This is a genomic window from Streptomyces sp. NPDC051976, from assembly GCF_040680795.1.
Classification (GTDB): domain Bacteria; phylum Actinomycetota; class Actinomycetes; order Streptomycetales; family Streptomycetaceae; genus Actinacidiphila.
Genome location: NZ_JBFAXL010000005.1, coordinates 212,370 through 230,492, shown reverse-complemented (window position 1 = coordinate 230,492; position 18,123 = coordinate 212,370). Strand labels below are relative to the sequence as shown.

Annotated in this window: 16 protein-coding genes; 10 read left to right on the top strand and 6 right to left on the bottom strand. The window is 73.6% G+C overall.

Annotation, left to right across the window (positions count from 1 at the left end; all coding sequences use genetic code 11):
- Window positions 1-232: 232 nt before the first annotated feature.
- Window positions 233-832 carry an acyltransferase gene (locus tag AB0M29_RS08430; protein ID WP_365380803.1) on the bottom strand — a complete coding sequence of 200 codons (600 nt, stop codon included), beginning with the start codon at window positions 830-832 and terminating at the stop codon, window positions 233-235.
- A 152-nt stretch (window positions 833-984) separates the two neighbouring features.
- Here AB0M29_RS08430 and rfbC point away from each other — a divergent pair, with 152 nt between their 5' ends.
- The gene (rfbC, locus tag AB0M29_RS08425) at window positions 985-1,572 is read left to right on the top strand and encodes a dTDP-4-dehydrorhamnose 3,5-epimerase (protein WP_365380801.1); all 588 of its coding nucleotides are present in this window, start codon (window positions 985-987) and stop codon (window positions 1,570-1,572) included.
- On the opposite strand, the gene rfbA is transcribed toward rfbC, so the two are convergent.
- Window positions 1,557-2,471 (bottom strand): glucose-1-phosphate thymidylyltransferase RfbA, encoded by a 915-nt coding sequence (gene rfbA / locus AB0M29_RS08420; protein WP_365380799.1) that lies wholly within the window; start codon window positions 2,469-2,471, stop codon window positions 1,557-1,559. The two genes, rfbC and rfbA, sit on opposite strands and share 16 nt — an antisense overlap.
- A gap of 101 nt (window positions 2,472-2,572) precedes the next feature.
- On the opposite strand from rfbA, the gene rfbB reads away from it, so the two are divergent.
- Together rfbB and rfbD are read left to right on the top strand one after the other, a co-directional pair.
- Complete coding sequence (rfbB, locus tag AB0M29_RS08415; RefSeq protein WP_365380796.1) at window positions 2,573-3,571, top strand: dTDP-glucose 4,6-dehydratase; 999 nt, start codon at window positions 2,573-2,575, stop codon at window positions 3,569-3,571.
- Window positions 3,568-4,461: a dTDP-4-dehydrorhamnose reductase gene (rfbD, locus tag AB0M29_RS08410; protein ID WP_365380794.1), complete on the top strand. Its 894-nt coding sequence runs from the start codon at window positions 3,568-3,570 to the stop codon at window positions 4,459-4,461. Before rfbB ends, rfbD begins: the two co-directional genes overlap by 4 nt.
- Before the next feature lie 22 nt (window positions 4,462-4,483).
- Here rfbD and AB0M29_RS08405 read toward each other — a convergent pair whose 3' ends face one another.
- Complete coding sequence (locus AB0M29_RS08405; RefSeq protein ID WP_365380791.1) at window positions 4,484-5,071, bottom strand: TetR/AcrR family transcriptional regulator; 588 nt, start codon at window positions 5,069-5,071, stop codon at window positions 4,484-4,486.
- A gap of 56 nt (window positions 5,072-5,127) precedes the next feature.
- The gene (locus AB0M29_RS08400; RefSeq protein ID WP_365380788.1) at window positions 5,128-6,450 is read right to left on the bottom strand and encodes an MFS transporter; all 1,323 of its coding nucleotides are present in this window, start codon (window positions 6,448-6,450) and stop codon (window positions 5,128-5,130) included.
- 201 nt (window positions 6,451-6,651) lie between these two features.
- Between AB0M29_RS08400 and AB0M29_RS08395 the strand changes: the two genes are divergently transcribed.
- From AB0M29_RS08395 to AB0M29_RS08380, 4 genes are all read left to right on the top strand, one after another.
- Window positions 6,652-7,902, top strand: a complete 1,251-nt coding sequence (locus AB0M29_RS08395) for an NAD(P)/FAD-dependent oxidoreductase (RefSeq protein WP_365380785.1) — start codon at window positions 6,652-6,654, stop codon at window positions 7,900-7,902.
- A gap of 73 nt (window positions 7,903-7,975) precedes the next feature.
- Entirely contained in the window at window positions 7,976-8,983 is a 1,008-nt protein-coding gene (locus tag AB0M29_RS08390) for an FAD-dependent oxidoreductase (RefSeq protein ID WP_365380782.1), read from the top strand.
- Window positions 8,984-9,088: 105 nt separating this feature from the next.
- A complete protein-coding gene (locus AB0M29_RS08385; RefSeq protein ID WP_365380779.1) occupies window positions 9,089-9,832 on the top strand; it encodes a beta-phosphoglucomutase family hydrolase in 744 nt (247 codons plus the stop codon).
- Window positions 9,829-12,189: a glycosyl hydrolase family 65 protein gene (locus tag AB0M29_RS08380; protein WP_365380777.1), complete on the top strand. Its 2,361-nt coding sequence runs from the start codon at window positions 9,829-9,831 to the stop codon at window positions 12,187-12,189. The genes AB0M29_RS08385 and AB0M29_RS08380 overlap by 4 nt, the downstream gene beginning before the upstream one ends.
- 77 nt (window positions 12,190-12,266) lie before the next feature.
- Here AB0M29_RS08380 and gndA read toward each other — a convergent pair whose 3' ends face one another.
- Complete coding sequence (gndA, locus tag AB0M29_RS08375; protein WP_365380775.1) at window positions 12,267-13,709, bottom strand: NADP-dependent phosphogluconate dehydrogenase; 1,443 nt, start codon at window positions 13,707-13,709, stop codon at window positions 12,267-12,269.
- A gap of 159 nt (window positions 13,710-13,868) precedes the next feature.
- Here gndA and AB0M29_RS08370 point away from each other — a divergent pair, with 159 nt between their 5' ends.
- A complete protein-coding gene (locus AB0M29_RS08370; protein WP_365380772.1) occupies window positions 13,869-14,528 on the top strand; it encodes an ATP-dependent endonuclease in 660 nt (219 codons plus the stop codon).
- A gap of 123 nt (window positions 14,529-14,651) precedes the next feature.
- Here AB0M29_RS08370 and AB0M29_RS08365 read toward each other — a convergent pair whose 3' ends face one another.
- The gene (locus AB0M29_RS08365; protein WP_365380769.1) at window positions 14,652-15,656 is read right to left on the bottom strand and encodes an ArsR family transcriptional regulator; all 1,005 of its coding nucleotides are present in this window, start codon (window positions 15,654-15,656) and stop codon (window positions 14,652-14,654) included.
- 58 nt (window positions 15,657-15,714) lie between these two features.
- Here AB0M29_RS08365 and AB0M29_RS08360 point away from each other — a divergent pair, with 58 nt between their 5' ends.
- Window positions 15,715-16,935 carry an MFS transporter gene (locus AB0M29_RS08360; protein ID WP_365380767.1) on the top strand — a complete coding sequence of 407 codons (1,221 nt, stop codon included), beginning with the start codon at window positions 15,715-15,717 and terminating at the stop codon, window positions 16,933-16,935.
- A gap of 106 nt (window positions 16,936-17,041) precedes the next feature.
- Complete coding sequence (dhaK, locus tag AB0M29_RS08355) at window positions 17,042-18,034, top strand: dihydroxyacetone kinase subunit DhaK (RefSeq protein WP_365380764.1); 993 nt, start codon at window positions 17,042-17,044, stop codon at window positions 18,032-18,034.
- Window positions 18,035-18,123: the final 89 nt, after the last annotated feature.

The following is an 18,123-nucleotide window of genomic DNA, read 5'->3' as shown; positions in this document are numbered from 1 at the left end:
CTGCCGGTCGCAGGCACGACCCGGACAGGGTTCAGCGGTCGAAGCGGTTCGCGCCCCGATGCCTCAACTGTCCTTGGCCCCCACCGCGCACTCCAACCCCCCGCCGGATCCGGCTTCGCCGCCGTACCCGGCCTGCAGTGTGCAGGATCACGATATGCCTACGCATGTGCCGTGATTGACGTTTTCACGAAAGATGGTGCCGCTTGTTCATGAGCCGTTCCCGAGCACGACGTCAGCCGCGCTCCACCAGGGCTCCGTCCTTCTCGTCGTACAGCGCCCCGGTCTCCGGGCACTCCCACAGGCCCGCCGCTCCGTCCCGTTCGACCAGCCGCACACCGGCCCTGCCGACCCAGCCGATCCGCCGCGCGGGCACCCCGGCGACCAGCGCGAACTCCGGGACGTCCCGGGTGACGACGGCGCCGGCGGCCACCAGCGCCCAGCGGCCCACCCGGACCGGCGCCACGCACACCGAGCGCGCGCCGAGCGAGGCGCCCTCCTCGACGACGACGGCGACGGCCTGCCAGTCCTCGCCGCGCTTCTGGCGGCCGTCGGGGGCCACCGAGCGCGGGAAGTAGTCGTTGGTCAGCACCGCGGCCGGGCCGACGAACACCCCGTCGCCGAGCACCGCGGGCTCGTAGACCAGCGCGTAGTTCTGCAGCTTGACGTTGTCGCCGATCCGTACACCGGGGCCGACGTACGCGCCGCGGCCGACGATGCAGCTGCGGCCGAGCACGGCGTCCTCACGGATCTGGGCGAGGTCCCAGATCGTCGTCGCCTCGCCGAGTTCCGCGGTGCCGTCGACCTGCGCCGTCGGCTGGATCCTGACGCTCAAGGTGCTGCCCTTCCGCCGGGAACGCGTGGTTTGTTCGGGGCGAGCATAGGCGTTCCACCCGAACGCGCGACCCGTCACCGCCACAATGGGTCGCGCACCGGCGGGGCCGCCGGTCGGACACCGGACACCGCGACGGCGAGGACGTGATTCGCATGAGGCAGCTCGGCATCCCCGGGGCCTGGGTGCACGAACCGAAGGTCATCCCGGACAGCCGCGGCAGCTTCCACGAGTGGTTCCGCGCACCGGACTTCACCACCGCGACCGGCCGCCCGCTGCGGCTGGCGCAGGCCAACTGCTCGGTGTCGGCGCGCGGCACCCTGCGCGGCGTCCACTTCGCCGACGTACCCCCGGGCCAGGCGAAGTACGTCAAATGCCTGAGCGGCGCGGTGCTCGACGTCGTCGTGGACGTGAGGCTTGGCTCCCCCACCTTCGGGGAGTGGGAGGCGGTACGCCTGGACGACCAGGACCACAGCGCGGTGTTCCTGTCGGAGGGACTGGGCCACGCGTTCCTGGCGCTGACCGATCTCGCGACGGTGGTCTACCTCTGCTCCGAGGGGTACGCCCCGGCCCGCGAGCACGGCGTCCACCCGCTCGACCCGGCGCTCGGCATCGGCTGGCCGTCCGGCAGCGCACCGCTGCTGTCCGACAAGGACGCCGCCGCGCCCACCCTGGAGGAGGCGCGGGAGCGCGGACTGCTGCCGTCGTACGAGGAGTGCGTGGCCTTCTACCAGGAGCTGTAGCGGCCCGAGGGGTCGCCGGGCCCGGTGTCGGGCCGGTGGTGCCGGAGGATCTCGATGAGGTAGTCGCCGTAGCCGCTCTTGGCCAGCGGCTCGGCGAGGGCGCGCAGTTGGGCGTCGTCGATGAACCCGGCCCGCCAGGCGGCCTCCTCGACGCAGCCGATCTTGAAGCCCTGCCGCTCCTCGACCACCCGGACGTACTCGGACGCCTGCACCAGGGACTGGAAGGTGCCGGTGTCGAGCCAGACCGTGCCGCGGTCCAGCACGGAGACCTTGAGCCTGCCGCGTTCCAGATACGCCTGGTTGATGTGGGAGATCTCCAGCTCGCCGCGGGCGCTGGGCCGCAAGGATCCCGCTATCGGGACGACCTCGGAGTCGTAGAAATAGAGGCCCGGCACCGCGTAGCGGGACCTTGGGTTGACCGGCTTCTCCTCGATGGAAAGCACGGTGCCGTCCGCGTCGAAGTCGACCACACCGTAGTCGGAGGGGTTGGCGACGGCGTGCGCGAAGACCACACCGCCGACCGGGTCCCGGTACTTGCGCAGCTCGCCGCCGAGTCCGGCGCCGTGGAAGATGTTGTCGCCGAGGACGAGGGCGACCGAGTCGCCGCCGAGGAACTTCTCGCCGATCAGGAACGCCTCGGCGATCCCCGCCGGCCGCTCCTGCGCGGCGAACTCCAGCCGCAGGCCGAACTGCGAGCCGTCGCCGAGCAGCCGCTCGAACTGCGGCCGGTCGTCGGGGGTGGTGATCACCAGGATGTCCTGGATGCCCGCCATCACCAGGGTGGTCAGCGGGTAGTAGACCATCGGTTTGTCGAAGACCGGCATCAGTTGCTTCGAGACGGCCTTGGTGATCGGCCACAGGCGGGACCCGGTGCCGCCGGCCAGCAGAATCCCACGCATGGCGGTCATGATAGCCACGGTCGGTGCTACTGCGGCGAAGAACGACGAAGTCCTGCGAACACCTCCGAACCGCCCCGAACGTCGCCTACGATGCCGATCTCATGCGAATTCTCGTCACCGGCGGCGCCGGATTCATCGGATCGCAGTTCGTGCGCGCCGCGCTCCTCGGCGGCCTTCCCTCGGGACCCGACCACCGGATCACGGTCCTGGACAATCTGACGTATTCGGGCAACGAAGCGAACCTCGCCCCGGTGGCCGGTCACCGTGGCTACTCCTTCGTGCACGGCGACATCCGGGACAGGGAGGTCGTCGACCAGGTGATGGCGGGCCACGACGCGGTGGTGCACTTCGCCGCCGAGTCGCACGTGGACCGCTCGATCATCGACGCGTCGCCCTTCGTGACCACCAACGTCCTCGGCACCCAGGTGCTGCTGGACGCCGCACGGCGGCACCGGGTGGGCCGCTTCGCCCATGTCTCGACCGACGAGGTGTACGGCTCGATCGACGAGGGGAGCTGGACCGAGGAGTGGCCGCTGGCGCCCAACTCGCCCTACTCCGCGTCGAAGGCGTCCTCCGACCTGATGGCGCTGGCCTACCACCGCACGCACGGCATGGACGTCACCGTCACCCGGTGCTCCAACAACTACGGGCGCTACCACTTCCCGGAGAAGATGATCCCGCTGTTCGTCACCAATCTGCTGGACGGCCGCAAGGTGCCGCTCTACGGCGACGGGAGCAACATCCGCGACTGGCTGCACGTCTCCGACCACTGCCGCGGCATCGACATGGTGCTGCACCACGGCAGGGCCGGGGAGATCTACCACATCGGCGGCGGCACCGAGATCAGCAACCGGGAGCTGACCGAGCGGCTGCTGCGCGCCTGCGGCGCGGACTGGGACCGGGTGGAGCACGTCGAGGACCGCAAGGGCCACGACCTGCGCTACTCGCTGAGCATCGACAAGATCCGCCGAGAGCTGGGCTACGAGCCACTGACCGGCTTCGACGAGGGGCTGGCCGACACGGTCGCCTGGTACCGGGAGCACCGCGAGTGGTGGGAACCGCTCAAGGAGAAGGCGCGGCTGGAGGGGTTGTCGGCATGACGCGCTGGCTGGTGACCGGAGCGGGCGGCATGCTCGGCCGGGACCTCACCGATGTCCTCACCGCCGTCCCGGGCGCCGTCGTGACCGGGGCGGTCCGGGCGGACCTGGACATCACCGACCCGGCCGCCGTGGACGCGGCCGTCGCCGGGCAGGACCTCGTGGTGAACACCGCGGGCTGGACGGACGTCGACGGCGCCGAGAGCGCGGAGGCCGCCGCGACCCGGGTCAACGGCACCGGCGCCCGGCTGCTGGCCGCCGCCTGCGCCCGGCACGGGGCCGCGATGCTGCAGATCTCCACCGACTACGTCTTCGCGGGCGACGCCGGGCACCCGTATCCCGAGGACGCCCCGACCGCACCGGTGAACGCCTACGGCCGCGGCAAGCTGGCGGGCGAGCGGGCGGTACGGGAGCTGCTGCCGGACAGCGGCTATGTCGTCCGTACGGCCTGGATGTACGGGGCGCACGGCCGCAACTTCGTCACCACGATGCTGGGGCTCGCCGCCCGGCGGGACACCCTCGACGTGGTGGACGACCAGCTCGGCCAGCCGACCTGGACCCGCTCGCTGGCGGTGCGGCTGGCGGCCCTCGGCGACGCGGCCCTCGCGGGCCGGGCCCCGGCGGGCGTCTACCACGGCACCGCCGGCGGTGAGGTGACCTGGTACGGCCTGGCCCGCGCCGCCTTCGCGCTCTCCGGCCTCGATCCGGAGCGCGTACGGCCCACGACCTCCGACCGCTTCGTCCGCGCCGCCCAGCGCCCGGCCTACAGCGTCCTGTCCCACGACCGCTGGGCCCTCGCGGGCCTCCCCCCGATGCCCCCGTGGCACCAGGACCTCGCGGCGGCCCTCCCGGTGATGGCAGCGACGGCGGTGGGCGCGGCGCCGGGGTCGTAGGGGGCCCCGGGTACCCCGAAGCTCAGCCGCAGGCGCCCGTCGCCGCGGCGATGAGGGCGGTTGCCGCGGCGCGGGCCGTCTGGGCGGCGGTGGGGTCGTGGTCCATGCGGGCGGTGATGTGGGCGCCGTCGTAGACGAGGTGGAGCTGGCGGGCCAGCGACTCGGGGTCGGCGGCGCCCGCCTCCTGCGAGAGCTGGGCGAACAGCGCCCGCAGCCACGCGCGGTAGGTGTCGGTGGCCTCCTGGATCAGGCCGTCGGGGCTGGCCTCGACGGACGCCGCGACGAAGGGGCAGCCGTGGTAGTCCGGGTCGCCGAAGACCATCCCCTGCGCCTCGAAGACCGCCAGCAGCCGCTCGGCCGGGTCCTCGTAACGGGCGACCGTGCGGGTGATCCGCTCGGTGACGACCCCGTGGCGCTTGTCGAGGTAGGCCCGGATGAGCTGTTCCTTGCCGCCGAAGGTGTTGTAGAGCGACGCCTTCGCCACCCCCGCGTGCTCGATGATCCGGTCGATGCCGACGCTCTGCACACCCTCGGCGTAGAACAGCTCGTTGGCGGAGTTCAGCAGGCGCTCGCGCGCCGAGGGCCGTACCGCGCTCTTGGCAGTCGTCATGACCGTTCACCTTTCCAGACAGGTCTGTCTATTCTACGCCCGGCACCGGCCCGGCGTCAGGCGGTCGCCGCGGTACGGGCCCGGCGGGCCCGGCCGCCGCGCAGCAGCCCCAGCAGGGCGGCCGCGGCCAGCGCGATCACGGCGGCGCCGTACTCCTGGGCGGTCGCGGTGAGACCGCTGGCGTGCACGACCAGGAATCCGGCCGCCACGGCGGGCACGCCCATCCCCAGGTACGAGATGACGAAGAGCAGCGACAGCACGCCGGACGCCTCGTGCGGCTCGGCCAGCGGCATGACCGTACGGATGCCGCCCTGGAAGCCGCTGCCGAAGCCGACGCCCGCGATGGCGGTGCCGACGAAGAAGCCGACCGCGGAGGAGTCGCTGATCGCGGCGAGCGTCACGGCGACACCCGCGATGAGGGCGAGTATGCCGGTGAGCATCACGGTGCGGGCCGCCGCCCGGCGCAGTACGAGGACGGAGAGCGCGGCGACCGCGGCGAGGACGAACAGGCTCAGGCCGCCGAAGACGACCGAGGTGGAACCGGTGAGCTGCCGGGCCAGCGACGGGCCGAGCGAGCCGTAGAGACCGGCCAGCGCCCAGACCGCGAACAGCACGGGCGCGGCGACCAGGACCGGGCCGCGCACCGAGCGCGGCAGCTTGATCTCGGGCACCAGGCTGGCCAGCGCACCGGCCTTGGGGGTCACGGTCTCCGCCATGGCCAGGACGGCGACGGCCTGGACGGCGAACACCGCGAGCAGCGCGAGGTAGATCAGATGGGTGGGTGCGGGCAGGAACTGGACCACCAGGCCCGAGACCAGTGCGCCGGTGGCCGTGCCCATGCCCGGGACGACGGCGTTCATGATCGTGCCGCGCGGGCGGTCGATGTCCATCATCCCGGCGCCGATCGCGCCGAGCGCGGCGCCGGTCGACAGCCCCTGGACGACCCGCGCCAGCATCAGCTCGGGCACTCCCCCGGCGGTGGCGAAGACGACCATCGAGACCGCCTGCGCGGCGAGCGCGGCCAGCAGCACCGGCCGCCGCCCCACGTGGTCGGAGAGCTTGCCGAGGGTGAGCAGGCCGACCAGTACGGCGACGGCGTAGACACCGAAGACCACGGTGGTGGTGATCGGGTTGAAGCCCCATTCCGCCTGGTAGACGGCGTAGAGCGGGGTCGGCGCGCTGGAGGCGGCCAGGAACGAGATGGTCAGCGAGGCGAGGGCGTAGAGCGCGGCGGTCGGCGGAAGTCGTCGCCTGCGCGCTCCGGTCACGGCGGGGGCGGAGCCGGTGGGCGCGGGCGCCCCGGCGCGCCGCGCGGGGGTGCGCACGGACGCGGGTGCGGTGGTGGAGGTGGGTGCCGAGACGACCGAGAGATTCGCCATGTCCGTTCCCGTCCAGAGATTGAGTAGACCAGTCTGTCTAGTTCGATCCCTACATTAGACAGACTGGTCTACTCACGTCAAGCCGGGGCCGGGGCCGCACCGCCGGACCGGCCCGCCCGGCCGTCCCGGGCCCGTTGTCGGAGCCGCGCGCTAGGGTCCAGACAGCGGGACGGGGCCGGGGGAATCACGGGGGCGGGGCGTATGAGGACACTGCGGGTGGCGGTGGTCGGCGGCGGGGTGGGCGGGCTGTGCCTTGCCCAGGGACTGCGGCAGGACGGCGTGGACGTGACCGTCTACGAGCGCGATCCGGCGCTCGACAGCAGACGCCAGGGCTACCGCATCCACCTCGACGGACGGGCCGGGCTCGCGCTGCACGCCTGCCTGCCGCCCGACCTCTACCAGCTCTTCCTGGACACCCTGGGCAGGCCCGGCACCGCACTCAGCGTCGTCGACCAGCGACTCAAGGTCGTGCACCGCACGCAGGGCGCGCCCGCCTCCCCCGGCACCCCGGAACCCGCCGCGCTCAGCGCCCCCGCCGACCGGCGGGTGCTGCGCGAGGTGCTGGCCGCGGGTCTCGACGGCACGCTGGAGCACGGCCGCGAGTTCACCGGCTTCGAGGAGCTGCCCGAGGGCGTGCGGCTGCGGTTCGCCGACGGCTCGACCGCCGACGCGGACGTGCTGGTCGGCGCGGACGGGGTCAACTCCCGGGTGCGCCGCCAGTATCTGCCCGACGCCCAGGTCACCGACACCGGCGCCCGCTGTGTGTACGGCAGGACCCCGCTGACCGAGGAGACGCTGGCGCTGCTGCCGCCCACGCTCCTCGACGGCTTCACCGCGATCGTCGGCGGCGGCACCGTCGGGATGGCCGCCGCCCTGGTCCGCTTCCCCGACCCGCCGGACGCCGTCGCACGCCGTACCGGCCACGGCGCGGCCGTCTCACCTGCCGCCGACTACCTGATGTGGGCGGTCACCGCGCCCGCGAAGGGGTTCGGCCTGCGGGACGCGGAGCTGTCCGCGCTGGACGCCGTCGCGCTGCACGCGCGCGCCCTGGCCGCGATCTCCGGCTGGCACCCCCACCTGCGGGCGCTGGTCGGTGCCGCGGACATCGGCGAGACGTTCCTCGTCCGGATCTCCACCTCGCAACCGGTCCCCGCCTGGCCCGCGAGCCGGATCACCCTGCTCGGCGACGCGATCCACCCGATGAGCCCGGCGGGCGGTTCCGGCGCCAACACCGCGCTCACCGACGCCTCCGTACTGCGAAGGGAGCTGGCCGCGGCGGCCCGCGGCGACAAGCCGCTGCTGGACGCGGTCGGCGCCTACGAGGAGCGGATGCGCGAGTACGGCTTCGCCGCCGTCGCCGCCGCGGACCGGAGCATGACCGCGCTATGGGCCCGCCGCCACCCGGTGCTCGCCAGGGCCGCCCGGCTGCTGCGCCGGGGCCCCACCGCGTAGGAGTTGCCGAACCGGCAACGAAGATTGCCGATCGGCCCCGGGTGGACGCACCCTCCGTCACCGGAGGTACGACATGACCGAGCAGAAGGAAACGTCCGCGCCCGTGTCCCACCAGGACGGCGAGCGGACCTACGACGTGGTCGTGGTGGGCGGCGGGGCCGCCGGGCTGAGCGGGGCGCTCACGCTGGCGCGCTCGCGCCGGTCGGTGCTGGTCGTCGACGCGGGTGAGCCGCGCAACGCACCGGCGTCCCACATCCACAACTACCTGGGACGCGAGGCCGCACCGCCCGCGGCGCTGCTGGCCGACGGCCGGGCGGAGGTGCGCGGCTACGGCGGCGAGTTCGCGACCGCCCGGGTCACGACGGCCGTGCGGCGCCCGGGCGGCGGCTTCCGCCTCACCCTGGACGACGGCTCCGCGGTCCTCGCGGCGCGGCTGCTGCTGGCCACCGGACTCGTCGACGGACTGCCGCCCGTGCCGGGCCTGGCCGAGCGGTGGGGCCGCGAGGTGCTGCACTGCCCGTACTGCCACGGCTGGGAGGTGCGGGACCAGCCGGTCGGCGTCCTGGCCACCGGACCGCTGGCGGTGCACCAGGCGTTGCTGTGGCGGCAGTGGACCGAGGACGTCACGGTCTTCGCGCACACCGCGCCCGCGTTCGGCGAGGAGGCGTACGAGCAGTTCGCCGCCCGCGGTATCGCGGTGGTGGAGGGCGAGGTCACCGGTCTGCGGGTGGCCGGCGACCGGCTCACCGGCGTGGTCCTGGACGGCGGCCGGGTCGTCCCGCGGGCCGCCCTGGTGGTGGCCACCCACCTCACCGCCCGGCTCGGCGGCCTGGAGGGGCTGGGGCTGACCACCGCCGAGCAGGAGATGGCCGGAGTGGTGGTCGGCGAGCACCTGCCCACCGACGCCTGGGGCGCCACCGCCGTGCCCGGGGTGTGGGCGGCGGGCAATGTCACCGCCCTCGCGGACACCGTCCTCGGGGCCGCCGCCGCGGGCGGCCGGGCGGGCGCCGCGATCAACGGCGACCTGATGGCCGAGGACACCCGGCGCGCGGTGGCCGCCCGCGCGGTCGCCGCGAGGTAGCCCGTCCCGGGGCGGCGGCGCCGGAAACCGCCGGGCGTTCGGCGAGTCGGGCGGTCTTCGGATCCGGTGGCATGCGGGGCGGGGTGAGCGGGGAGACGTGCGGGCATGACGGAGATCGGTCTGCCCCGCGAGGTCCGTGCCTGCCTCTTCGACCTGGACGGCGTCCTGACGCCGACCGCCCTGGTGCACGCCGCCGCCTGGAAGGAGACGTTCGACGCCTTCCTCCGGGCGCGCGACGGGGACGACTTCCGGCCGTTCGACCCGGTCGCCGACTACGACGAGTACGTGGACGGCAGACCGCGGGCGGACGGGGTGCGCACCTTCCTGGCGTCCCGCGGCATCGAGCTGCCGGAGGGCGGCGACGACGATCCGCCGGACCGTGAGACCGTGCACGGCCTGGGGAACGCCAAGAACGCCACCGTGCTGGTCAAGATCCGCGAGGAGGGGGTCCGCCCGTACCCCGGCTCCGTGCGCTACCTGGAGGCGGTCCGCGCGGCGGGCCTGCGCACCGCGGTCGTCTCCTCCAGCGCCAACTGCCGCGACGTGCTGGTGTCGGCCGGGATCGAGCACCTGGTGGACGTGCGGGTCGACGGCCTGGTGGCGAAGGAGCGGGACCTGCCGGGCAAGCCGCACCCCGACACCTTCCTCGCGGCGGCCGGCGACCTGGGCTTCACCGCGGCCCAGGCCGCGGTCTTCGAGGACGCGCTGGTCGGGATGGACGCGGGCCGGGCGGGCAACTTCGGCTATGTGGTCGGTGTCGACCGCGTCGGCCAGGCCGACGCCCTGCGCCGCCACGGCGCGGACACCGTCGTCGAGGACCTCGCCGAGCTCATCGGAGCGGCCTCGTGATCACCGACCCGGCGTACGAGGTCGCGCCCTGGTCGCTGCGTGAGAGCGAACTGAACCTCGACGTGCTGCCGCAGAGCGAGTCCGTCTTCGCCGTCTCCAACGGCCACATCGGCTGGCGCGGCAACCTGGACGAGGGCGAGCCCAACGGCCTGCCCGGCTCGTACCTCAACGGTCTGCACGAACTGCACCCGCTGCCCTACGCCGAGGCGGGCTACGGCTACCCGGAGTCCGGCCAGACCGTCATCAACGTCACCAACGGCAAGATCATCCGGCTGCTGGTCGACGACGAGCCGTTCGACCTGCGGTACGGCACGATCCGCTCCCACGAGCGCGAACTCGACCTGCGCGCGGGCGTGTTGCGCCGGGTCTGCGAGTGGGTCTCCCCCGCCGGGCGGGCGGTGCGGGTGCGCTCCACGCGCATGGTGTCGTTCAACCAGCGGGCGGTCGCCGCGATCGCCTACGAGGTCGAGCCGCTGGACGGCCGGATGCGGGTCGTGGTCCAGTCCGAGCTGGTCGCCAACGAGGAACTGCCGTACGCGCCGGGCGATCCGCGGCGCGCGGCCGCCCTGGAGTCGCCGCTCATCCCCGAGGAGCACTTCGCCGAGGGCACCCGGCTGCGGCTGGTGCACTCCACGTCCCGCAGCAAGCTGCGGGTGGCCGCCGCCGCCGACCACCGGGTCGAGGGGCCGGAGACCACCCAGATCTCCGCGGAGTCCAGCGAGGACGTCAGCAGGCTCACCGTCACCTCTGTGCTGGAGGAGGGACAGCGGCTGCGGCTGGAGAAGTTCGTGGCCTACGGCTGGTCGGCGACGCGCTCGCTGCCCGCGCTGCGCGACCAGGCGGACGCCGCCCTGGTCGGCGCCCGCGACACCGGCTGGAAGGGGCTGCTCGACGAACAGCGCGAGTATCTCGACGACTTCTGGGAGCGGGCCGACGTCGAGGTCGACGGCGACACCGAGATCCAGCAGGCGGTGCGGTTCGGCCTCTTCCATGTGCTGCAGGCGGGCGCCCGCGCGGAGGAGCGGGCCATCCCCGCCAAGGGCCTGACCGGTTCCGGCTACGACGGCCACACCTTCTGGGACGCCGAGACGGCCGTGCTGCCGGTGCTGACCTTCACCGCGCCGCGCGCCACCGCCGAGGTCCTGCAGTGGCGGCACAACACCCTGCCCGCCGCCCAGAACCGGGCCCGCCAACTGGGCCTGGCCGGGGCCGCGTTCCCCTGGCGCACCATCAACGGCGACGAGGCGTCCGGCTACTGGCCCGCGGGCACCGCCGCCTTCCACATCAACGCCGACATCGCGGACGCCGTGGTCCGCTATGTCGCCATCACCGGCGACGAGGAGTTCGAGGAGCGCACCGGCCTCGAACTCCTCACGGAGACCGCCCGGTTGTGGCGCTCGCTGGGTCACCACGACCACACCGGTGCCTTCCACATCGACGGGGTCACCGGCCCCGACGAGTACAGCGCGATCAGCGACGACAACGCCTACACCAACCTGATGGCGCAGGCCAACCTGGTGGCCGCCGCCGACGCGGCCGAGCGGCATCCGCGCCGCGCGGCCGAACTGGGCGTCAGCGACGAGGAGACGGCCGCCTGGCGGGACGCGGCCGCGGCGATGACGCTGCCGTACAACGACGACCTGGGCGTCCACGAGCAGTCGGCCGGATACACCGGGCACCAGATGTGGAACTTCGCCGAGACCGATCCCGCGCGGTACCCGCTGATGCTGCACTATCCGTACTTCGACCTGTACCGCAAGCAGGTGGTCAAGCAGGCCGACCTGGTGCTGGCGATGTACCTGCGCGGCGACGCCTTCGAACACGCCCAGAAGGTCCGCAACTTCGCGTACTACGAGCCGCTGACCGTACGGGACTCCTCGCTGTCCGCCTACTGCCAGTCGATCGTCGCGGCCGAGGTGGGACATCTGCAGCTCGCGTACGACTACCTGGGTGAGTCGGCGCTGATCGACCTGGGGGACCTGGAGAACAATTCGCGCGACGGGCTGCACATCGCGGCGCTGGCCGGGACGTGGACGGCGCTGGTGGCCGGGATCGGCGGCATGCGGGTCTTCGACGGGGACCCGATCCGGTTCGCGCCGCGGCTGCCGGAGGCGCTCAGCCGGATCGCCTTCCCGCTGGAGTTCCGCGGCCGTCGGCTGCGGGTCGAGGTCGGCAGGACCAGCGCCACGTACACGCTGGTCCGCGGTGAGCCGCTGGAGGTCGTGCACCACGGCGAGACGTTTCTGCTCACCGGCGACGGTCCCGCCACCCGCGATGTGCCCGCCCTCCCGCACCGCCCCGCGCCCGCGCAGCCACCGGGACGGGCCCCGCACCGCCGCGTCCAGCGCCCCGGCTGACGGCCCGTCCGGGCGGCGTGCCCCCTGCGGCCTCCCGGACCGCCCGCGGCGGCGGCCCGGGAGGACCGGTCGTCGCGTCAGCCGGTGGTGACCTCCGAGCGGTCGCCGCCCCAGAGCGTGTGGAAGGAGCCCTCGCGGTCGGTGCGGCGGTAGGTGTGCGCGCCGAAGAAGTCGCGCTGGCCCTGGGTGAGAGCCGCGGGCAGCCGTTCGGCGCGCAGGGCGTCGTAGTAGGCGAGGGCGGCGGAGAACCCGGGGGTGGGCACGCCGTGCCCCACCGCGGCGGTGACGACGGCCCGCCAGTCGTCCTGCGCGGCGCCGATCTCCTCGGCGAACTGCCGGTCCGACAGCAGGCTCGGCAGATCGGGCCGGGCGTCGAACGCCGCCCGGATCCGGTCGAGGAACGCCGCCCGGATGATGCAGCCGCCCCGCCAGATCGCCGCCACCGCACCGGAGTCGATGTCCCAGCCGTAGGTCTCGCTGCCCGCCCGGATCTGGTGGAAGCCCTGGGTGTACGACACGATCTTGGACGCGTACAGCGCCTGCTCGACCTGGTCGGCGAAGGCGGCCGCCTCGGCCTCCCCCAGCGCCCGCGCCCGCGGTCCGGGCAGTTCGCGGGCGGCGGCGCGCAGCTCGCCGTGGCCGGACAGCGAGCGGGCGAAGACCGCCTCGGCGATACCGGAGACCGGCACACCGAGGTCGAGGGCGATCTGCACGGTCCAGCGCCCGGTGCCCTTCTGCTCGGCCTGGTCGGCGACCACGTCCACGAACGGCTTGCCGGTGGCGGCGTCGGTGTGCGCGAGCACCTCGGCGGTGATCTCGATGAGGTACGAGTCCAGCCGCCCGGTGTTCCAGGTCCTGAACGTCTCGGCGATCTGCGCGGGCGAGTAGCCCGCGACCTCGCGCAGCAGGTGGTACGCCTCGGCGATGAGCTGCATGTCGGCGTACTCGATGCCGTTGTGCACCATCTTCACGAAGTGGCCCGCGCCGTCGGGGCCGATGTGCGTGGTGCAGGGCGAGCCGTCCTTCGCCTTGGCGGCGATGCCCTCCAGCAGCGGGCCGAGCGAGGTGTAGGACTCGGCGGACCCGCCGGGCATGATCGAGGGGCCGTTCAGCGCGCCCTCCTCGCCGCCCGAGATCCCCACGCCGACGAAGTGGATACCGCGCTCGCGCAGGTCCTTCTCTCGGCGCCGGGTGTCCTCGAAGTGCGCGTTGCCGCCGTCGATGATGACGTCGCCCGGCTCCAGCAGCGGTGCGAACTCCTCGATCACCGCGTCGGTCGCCTCGCCCGCCTTGACCATGATGACCAGCCGCCTGGGGCGTTCCAGCGCGTCGACGAACTCCTGCGCCGTTTCGGCGGGGAGGAAGGCGCCCTCGTCGCCGAACTGCTCGACCAGGGCCTTGGTCTTCGCGGTGGTGCGGTTGTGCAAGGCCACCGTGAAGCCGTGCCGTGCGAAGTTCCGGGCGAGGTTGCTGCCCATCACCGCCAGGCCGGTGACTCCGATGTCCGCCGATCGGCTCATGCGCTGCTCCCGTGGTTCTCGTGAGTACCAACCAGCTCAGTATGCGCAATCCTGATCTCGTCGGCGCCCGGTCCCGGCGGTTGCCACGGCGGGTCGGCGGGGCGGTGGGCCGGGCGGTGGACCCGGGGGCTGTCAGTGGGTGCTGCGAGACTGGGGCGCGTGGACGAGATCACGCGGTTCCGGGAGGCCGCGGTCGCGTGGGCGGCCGGTGGGGTGGCGGCGCCGGAGGCGGCGGAGACCGCCCGGCGGCTCGTGACGGACGGCGGGGTGCGGACCGTGGTGCTCGTGGAGGGGGTCAGCGACCGGGTCGCGGTCGAGGCGCTGGCGGCGCGCCGCGGACGGCGGCTCGACACGGAGGGGGTGTGCGTGGTGCCGCTGGGCGGTGCCATGAGCATTGCCAGGTTCCTCGATCTCTTCGGGCCGCGGGGGCTCGGGGTGCGGCTGGCGGGCCTGTGCGACGACGCGGAGGAGGGCTGGTTCCGCCGCGGTCTGGAGCGGGCGGGGCTCGGCGCCGGGATCACCCGCGCGGGGCTGGAACCGCTGGGCTTCTTCGTCTGCGTCGCGGACCTGGAGGAGGAGCTGATCCGCGCGCTCGGCGCCGACACGGTGCGGGAGGTGGTCGCCGCGCGGGGCGAGGCGCGGCAGTTCCGGGTCTTCCAGAAGCAGCCCGCGCAGCGGGAGCGGACCGTCGAGCAGCAGTTGCGGCGCTTCATGGGCACCCACAGCGGCCGTAAGAGCCTCTACGCCCGATGGCTGGTGGACGGCCTCGCCCCCGACCGCGTCCCGCACCCGCTGGACGGCCTGCTGGCGTACGTCTGAGGGGCCGTCCGCGCGAGCCGCGGGCATGCCGCGAGGGCGGCGCGGCTGACCGCTGAGGGCTGGCGCGTGGCGGCACGCGGCACGCGGCACGCGGCACGCGGCACGCGAGTCTGACCGGCGCGGTCAGTCGAGTTGGGCCCGCACCAGCGCGTCGCCCGCCTCCGAGCGGAAGTACAGCACCGAGCGGCCCGCACGCCTGCGGCGGACCAGCCGGGCGTCGAGCAGCACCTTGAGATGGCGGCCGACCGAGCCCAGGCCCTGGCCGGTGAGCGCCACCAGCTGGGTGGTGCTCTTCGGGGTGTCGAGCAGCATCAGCACCCCGGCCCGGGCCGGACCCAGCAGCGTGCCGAGCGTCCTGGGCACCGACGGCCGGTCCGCCTCGGCCAGCGCCCCGGCGCAGGGGTACACCACGGCGTAGCGGTCCCGGCCCCGGTCGGCGCCCGCCGCGACGGCGGCCGGCTGCGTCTCCCAGGAGACCCAGCCCATCCGCGGGGTCACGGGGACGAAGAGCAGCTGCGCCCCGGAGATCTCCCGCGGCGGGTAGTCGTGCGCGTTGATCTGCAGCCGTCCCTGGCCGAGCCAGCGCATCCCGGGCCGCATGTCGTCGAGCGCCGCCGCCCAGCCGCCCTGGGTCAACTGCGAGGTGCGCGCCAGGACATCGGCCTCCATGATCCGGCGCCGCCGCGGCCAGTACGGCAGCACGGTCTGCGTCCACACCCACTCCAGCAGGCCGGCCGCCCGCTCGGCGAGGTCGGTGCGGCGCAGCGCCTCCGGCAGCGGGCCGCCCAGCGACACGGCCAGGTCGGCGAGGGTGTGCTCCGCGGGCGTCCGGCGTATCCGCTCCACCTCCTGCCCGAACGGCTGCTCGCCGGCGCCCGTCGGCGTGGGGGTGAGGAAGTCCGCGATCCAGCCGCGCCCCAGCCCGATCCGCACCAGCAGGGCCGTCACGGGGTCGTCGGCGAGCAGTTCCCGGTACGCGGGCCGGTGCGCGTCCAGCCAGGCGCGCTCGCCGGGATGACCGCCGGTCCCCCACTCCAGGTGCTTCAGGCTCGCGGTGGTCTCGGCCAGCGCCGAGACGGTGAACCTGCTCCCCGCGAGCGTGTCCGCGTTGACCAGCCACCACCCCATGGTTTCGCCTCCCCGCGAAACTGTACGTCCTGCGGACGGCGCTCCGGAGACTGCGATCATGCGCACCTATCGAGAGCTGTTCCGCACAAAGGAGTTCACTCCCTTCTTCCTGGCCGGGTCCGTGCAGATCGCCGCCTCCACGGTGGTCGGGCCCGCGCTGGGCACGCTGATCTTCACCGCCACCGGCTCGCCGCTGCTGTCCGCGCTGGCGATGTTCGGGCCGTCCCTGGCCCAGGTGCTGGGCGCGACCACGCTGCTGGCGGCCGCCGACCGGCTGGCGCCGCGAGCCGCGCTGACCGGTCTGGCGCTGCTGTTCTGCCTGGGTGCCGCCACCCAGGCCGTGCCCGGGCTGCCGGTGTGGGCCGCGTTCGTGGTGCTGTTCTGCCAGGGCGTGGCCGCCTCGGTGGGCGGCGGGGTCCGTTACGGGCTGCTCAACGAGATCCTCGCCCGCGAGGGCTATCTGCTGGGCCGTTCGGTGCTGAACATGTCCGCCGGCACCATGCAGATCTGCGGTTTCGCGGTCGGCGGTGTGCTGGTGACCACGGTGTCCGCGCGCGGCACCCTGCTGATCGGCGCCGGGCTGTATCTCGCCGCCGCGGTCGTGACCCGCTGCGGCCTGAGCCGCCGCCCGCCGCGCGCCTCCGGGCGGCTGTCGATCGGCGCGACCTGGCGTACCAACGCGCGGCTCTGGTCGTCGGCGCCGCGCCGCTACGTGTACCTCGCGCTGTGGGTGCCCAACGGGCTGATCGTCGGGTGCGAGTCGCTGTTCGTCCCGTACGCGCCCCGGCACGCGGGGACGCTGTTCGCCTTCGCCGCCTTCGGCATGCTCATCGGCGACGTCGTGACCGGCAGGTTCGTGCCGCCGCGGTGGCGGGGGCGGCTCGGCCCCCCGCTGCGGCTGCTGCTGGCCGCCCCGTATCTGCTCTTCGCCCTCCGCCCCGGGCTGCCGCTGGCGGTGGCGGCGGTGACGCTGGCCTCCGTCGGCTACTCGGCGAGCCTGCTGCTCCAGGAGCGCCTGATGGCCCTGACGCCGGACTCCCTGAGCGGGCACGCGCTGGGGCTGCACTCCTCGGGCATGCTCACCATGCAGGGGGTCGGCGCCGCGCTCGCGGGCGCGGTCGCCCAGTTCAGCTCGCCGCGCGCCGCGATGGTGGTGATGGCGGTGGCGTCCGTCGCGGTCACGCTGGCCCTGGCACCGGGCCTGCGCCCCGACCGCGGCATCCCGCCGGAGCCGGAGGACGACGTCCCCGGCCGGGCGGCGGCGCGGGCGACGACCTGAGACGGTCACGGAGCGGCGGATGTCACCGGGCGGCCCCGGCCATGGTTTCCCCGATACTGGGCACAGTGGCCGAAGGCAGATACACACACCTCGCGTGGAGGTACCCGTGAAGATGTTGATCAATGTGGCCGAGACCGTGGTGGCCGACGCCCTGCGCGGCTTCGCCAGCGCCCATCCCGAGTTGACCGTCGACGTCGAGCACCGGGTGATCGTGCGCCGGGGGGCACCGTACGAGGGGAAGGTCGGGCTGGTCTCCGGCGGCGGCTCCGGGCACGAGCCGCTGCACGGCGGTTTCGTCGGCCGGGGAATGCTGGACGCGGCGTGTCCGGGCGAGGTGTTCACCTCACCGGTGCCGGACCAGATGGTGCGGGCCGCCGCCGCGGTGGACAGCGGGGCCGGGGTGCTGTTCGTGGTGAAGAACTACACCGGTGACGTGCTCAACTTCGACATGGCGGCGGAACTGGCCGAGGACGAGGGCGTGCAGATCGCCAAGGTCCTGGTCAATGACGACGTGGCGGTCACCGACAGCCTCTACACCGCGGGGCGGCGCGGCACGGGCGCGACGCTCTTCGTGGAGAAGATCGCGGGCGCGGCGGCCGAGGAGGGGGCGCCGCTGGACCGGGTCGCCTCGATCGCCCGCCAGGTCAACGAGAACTCGCGCAGTTTCGGCGTGGCGCTCAGCGCGTGCAGCACGCCCGCGAAGGGCAGTCCGACCTTCGACCTGCCGGGCGGCGAACTCGAACTCGGCGTCGGCATCCACGGCGAGCCGGGCCGTGAGCGCAGACCCATGATGACCTCCGGCGAGATCGCCGACGCCGCGGTGGACGCGGTGGCGACCGACCTCAACCCGGACGGCCCGGTCATCGCCCTGGTCAACGGGATGGGCGCGACACCGCTGCTGGAGCTGTACGGCTTCAACGCCGAGGTCCAGCGGGCGCTGACCGAGCGTCAGATCCCGGTGCTGCGCACCCTGGTGGGCAACTATGTGACCTCGCTCGACATGGCGGGCTGCTCGGTGACGATCTGTCAGGTGGACGAGGACCTGCTGCGGCTGTGGGACGCGCCGGTCGCCACCCCGGCGCTGCGCTGGGGCTGCTGACCCGGGGGCCGCTAGCCCCGCCCCCGGCCCCCACCGGTCGACCCGATGTGCCGACCGCCGACCGGCGATCACCGACCGCCTCCGAAAGG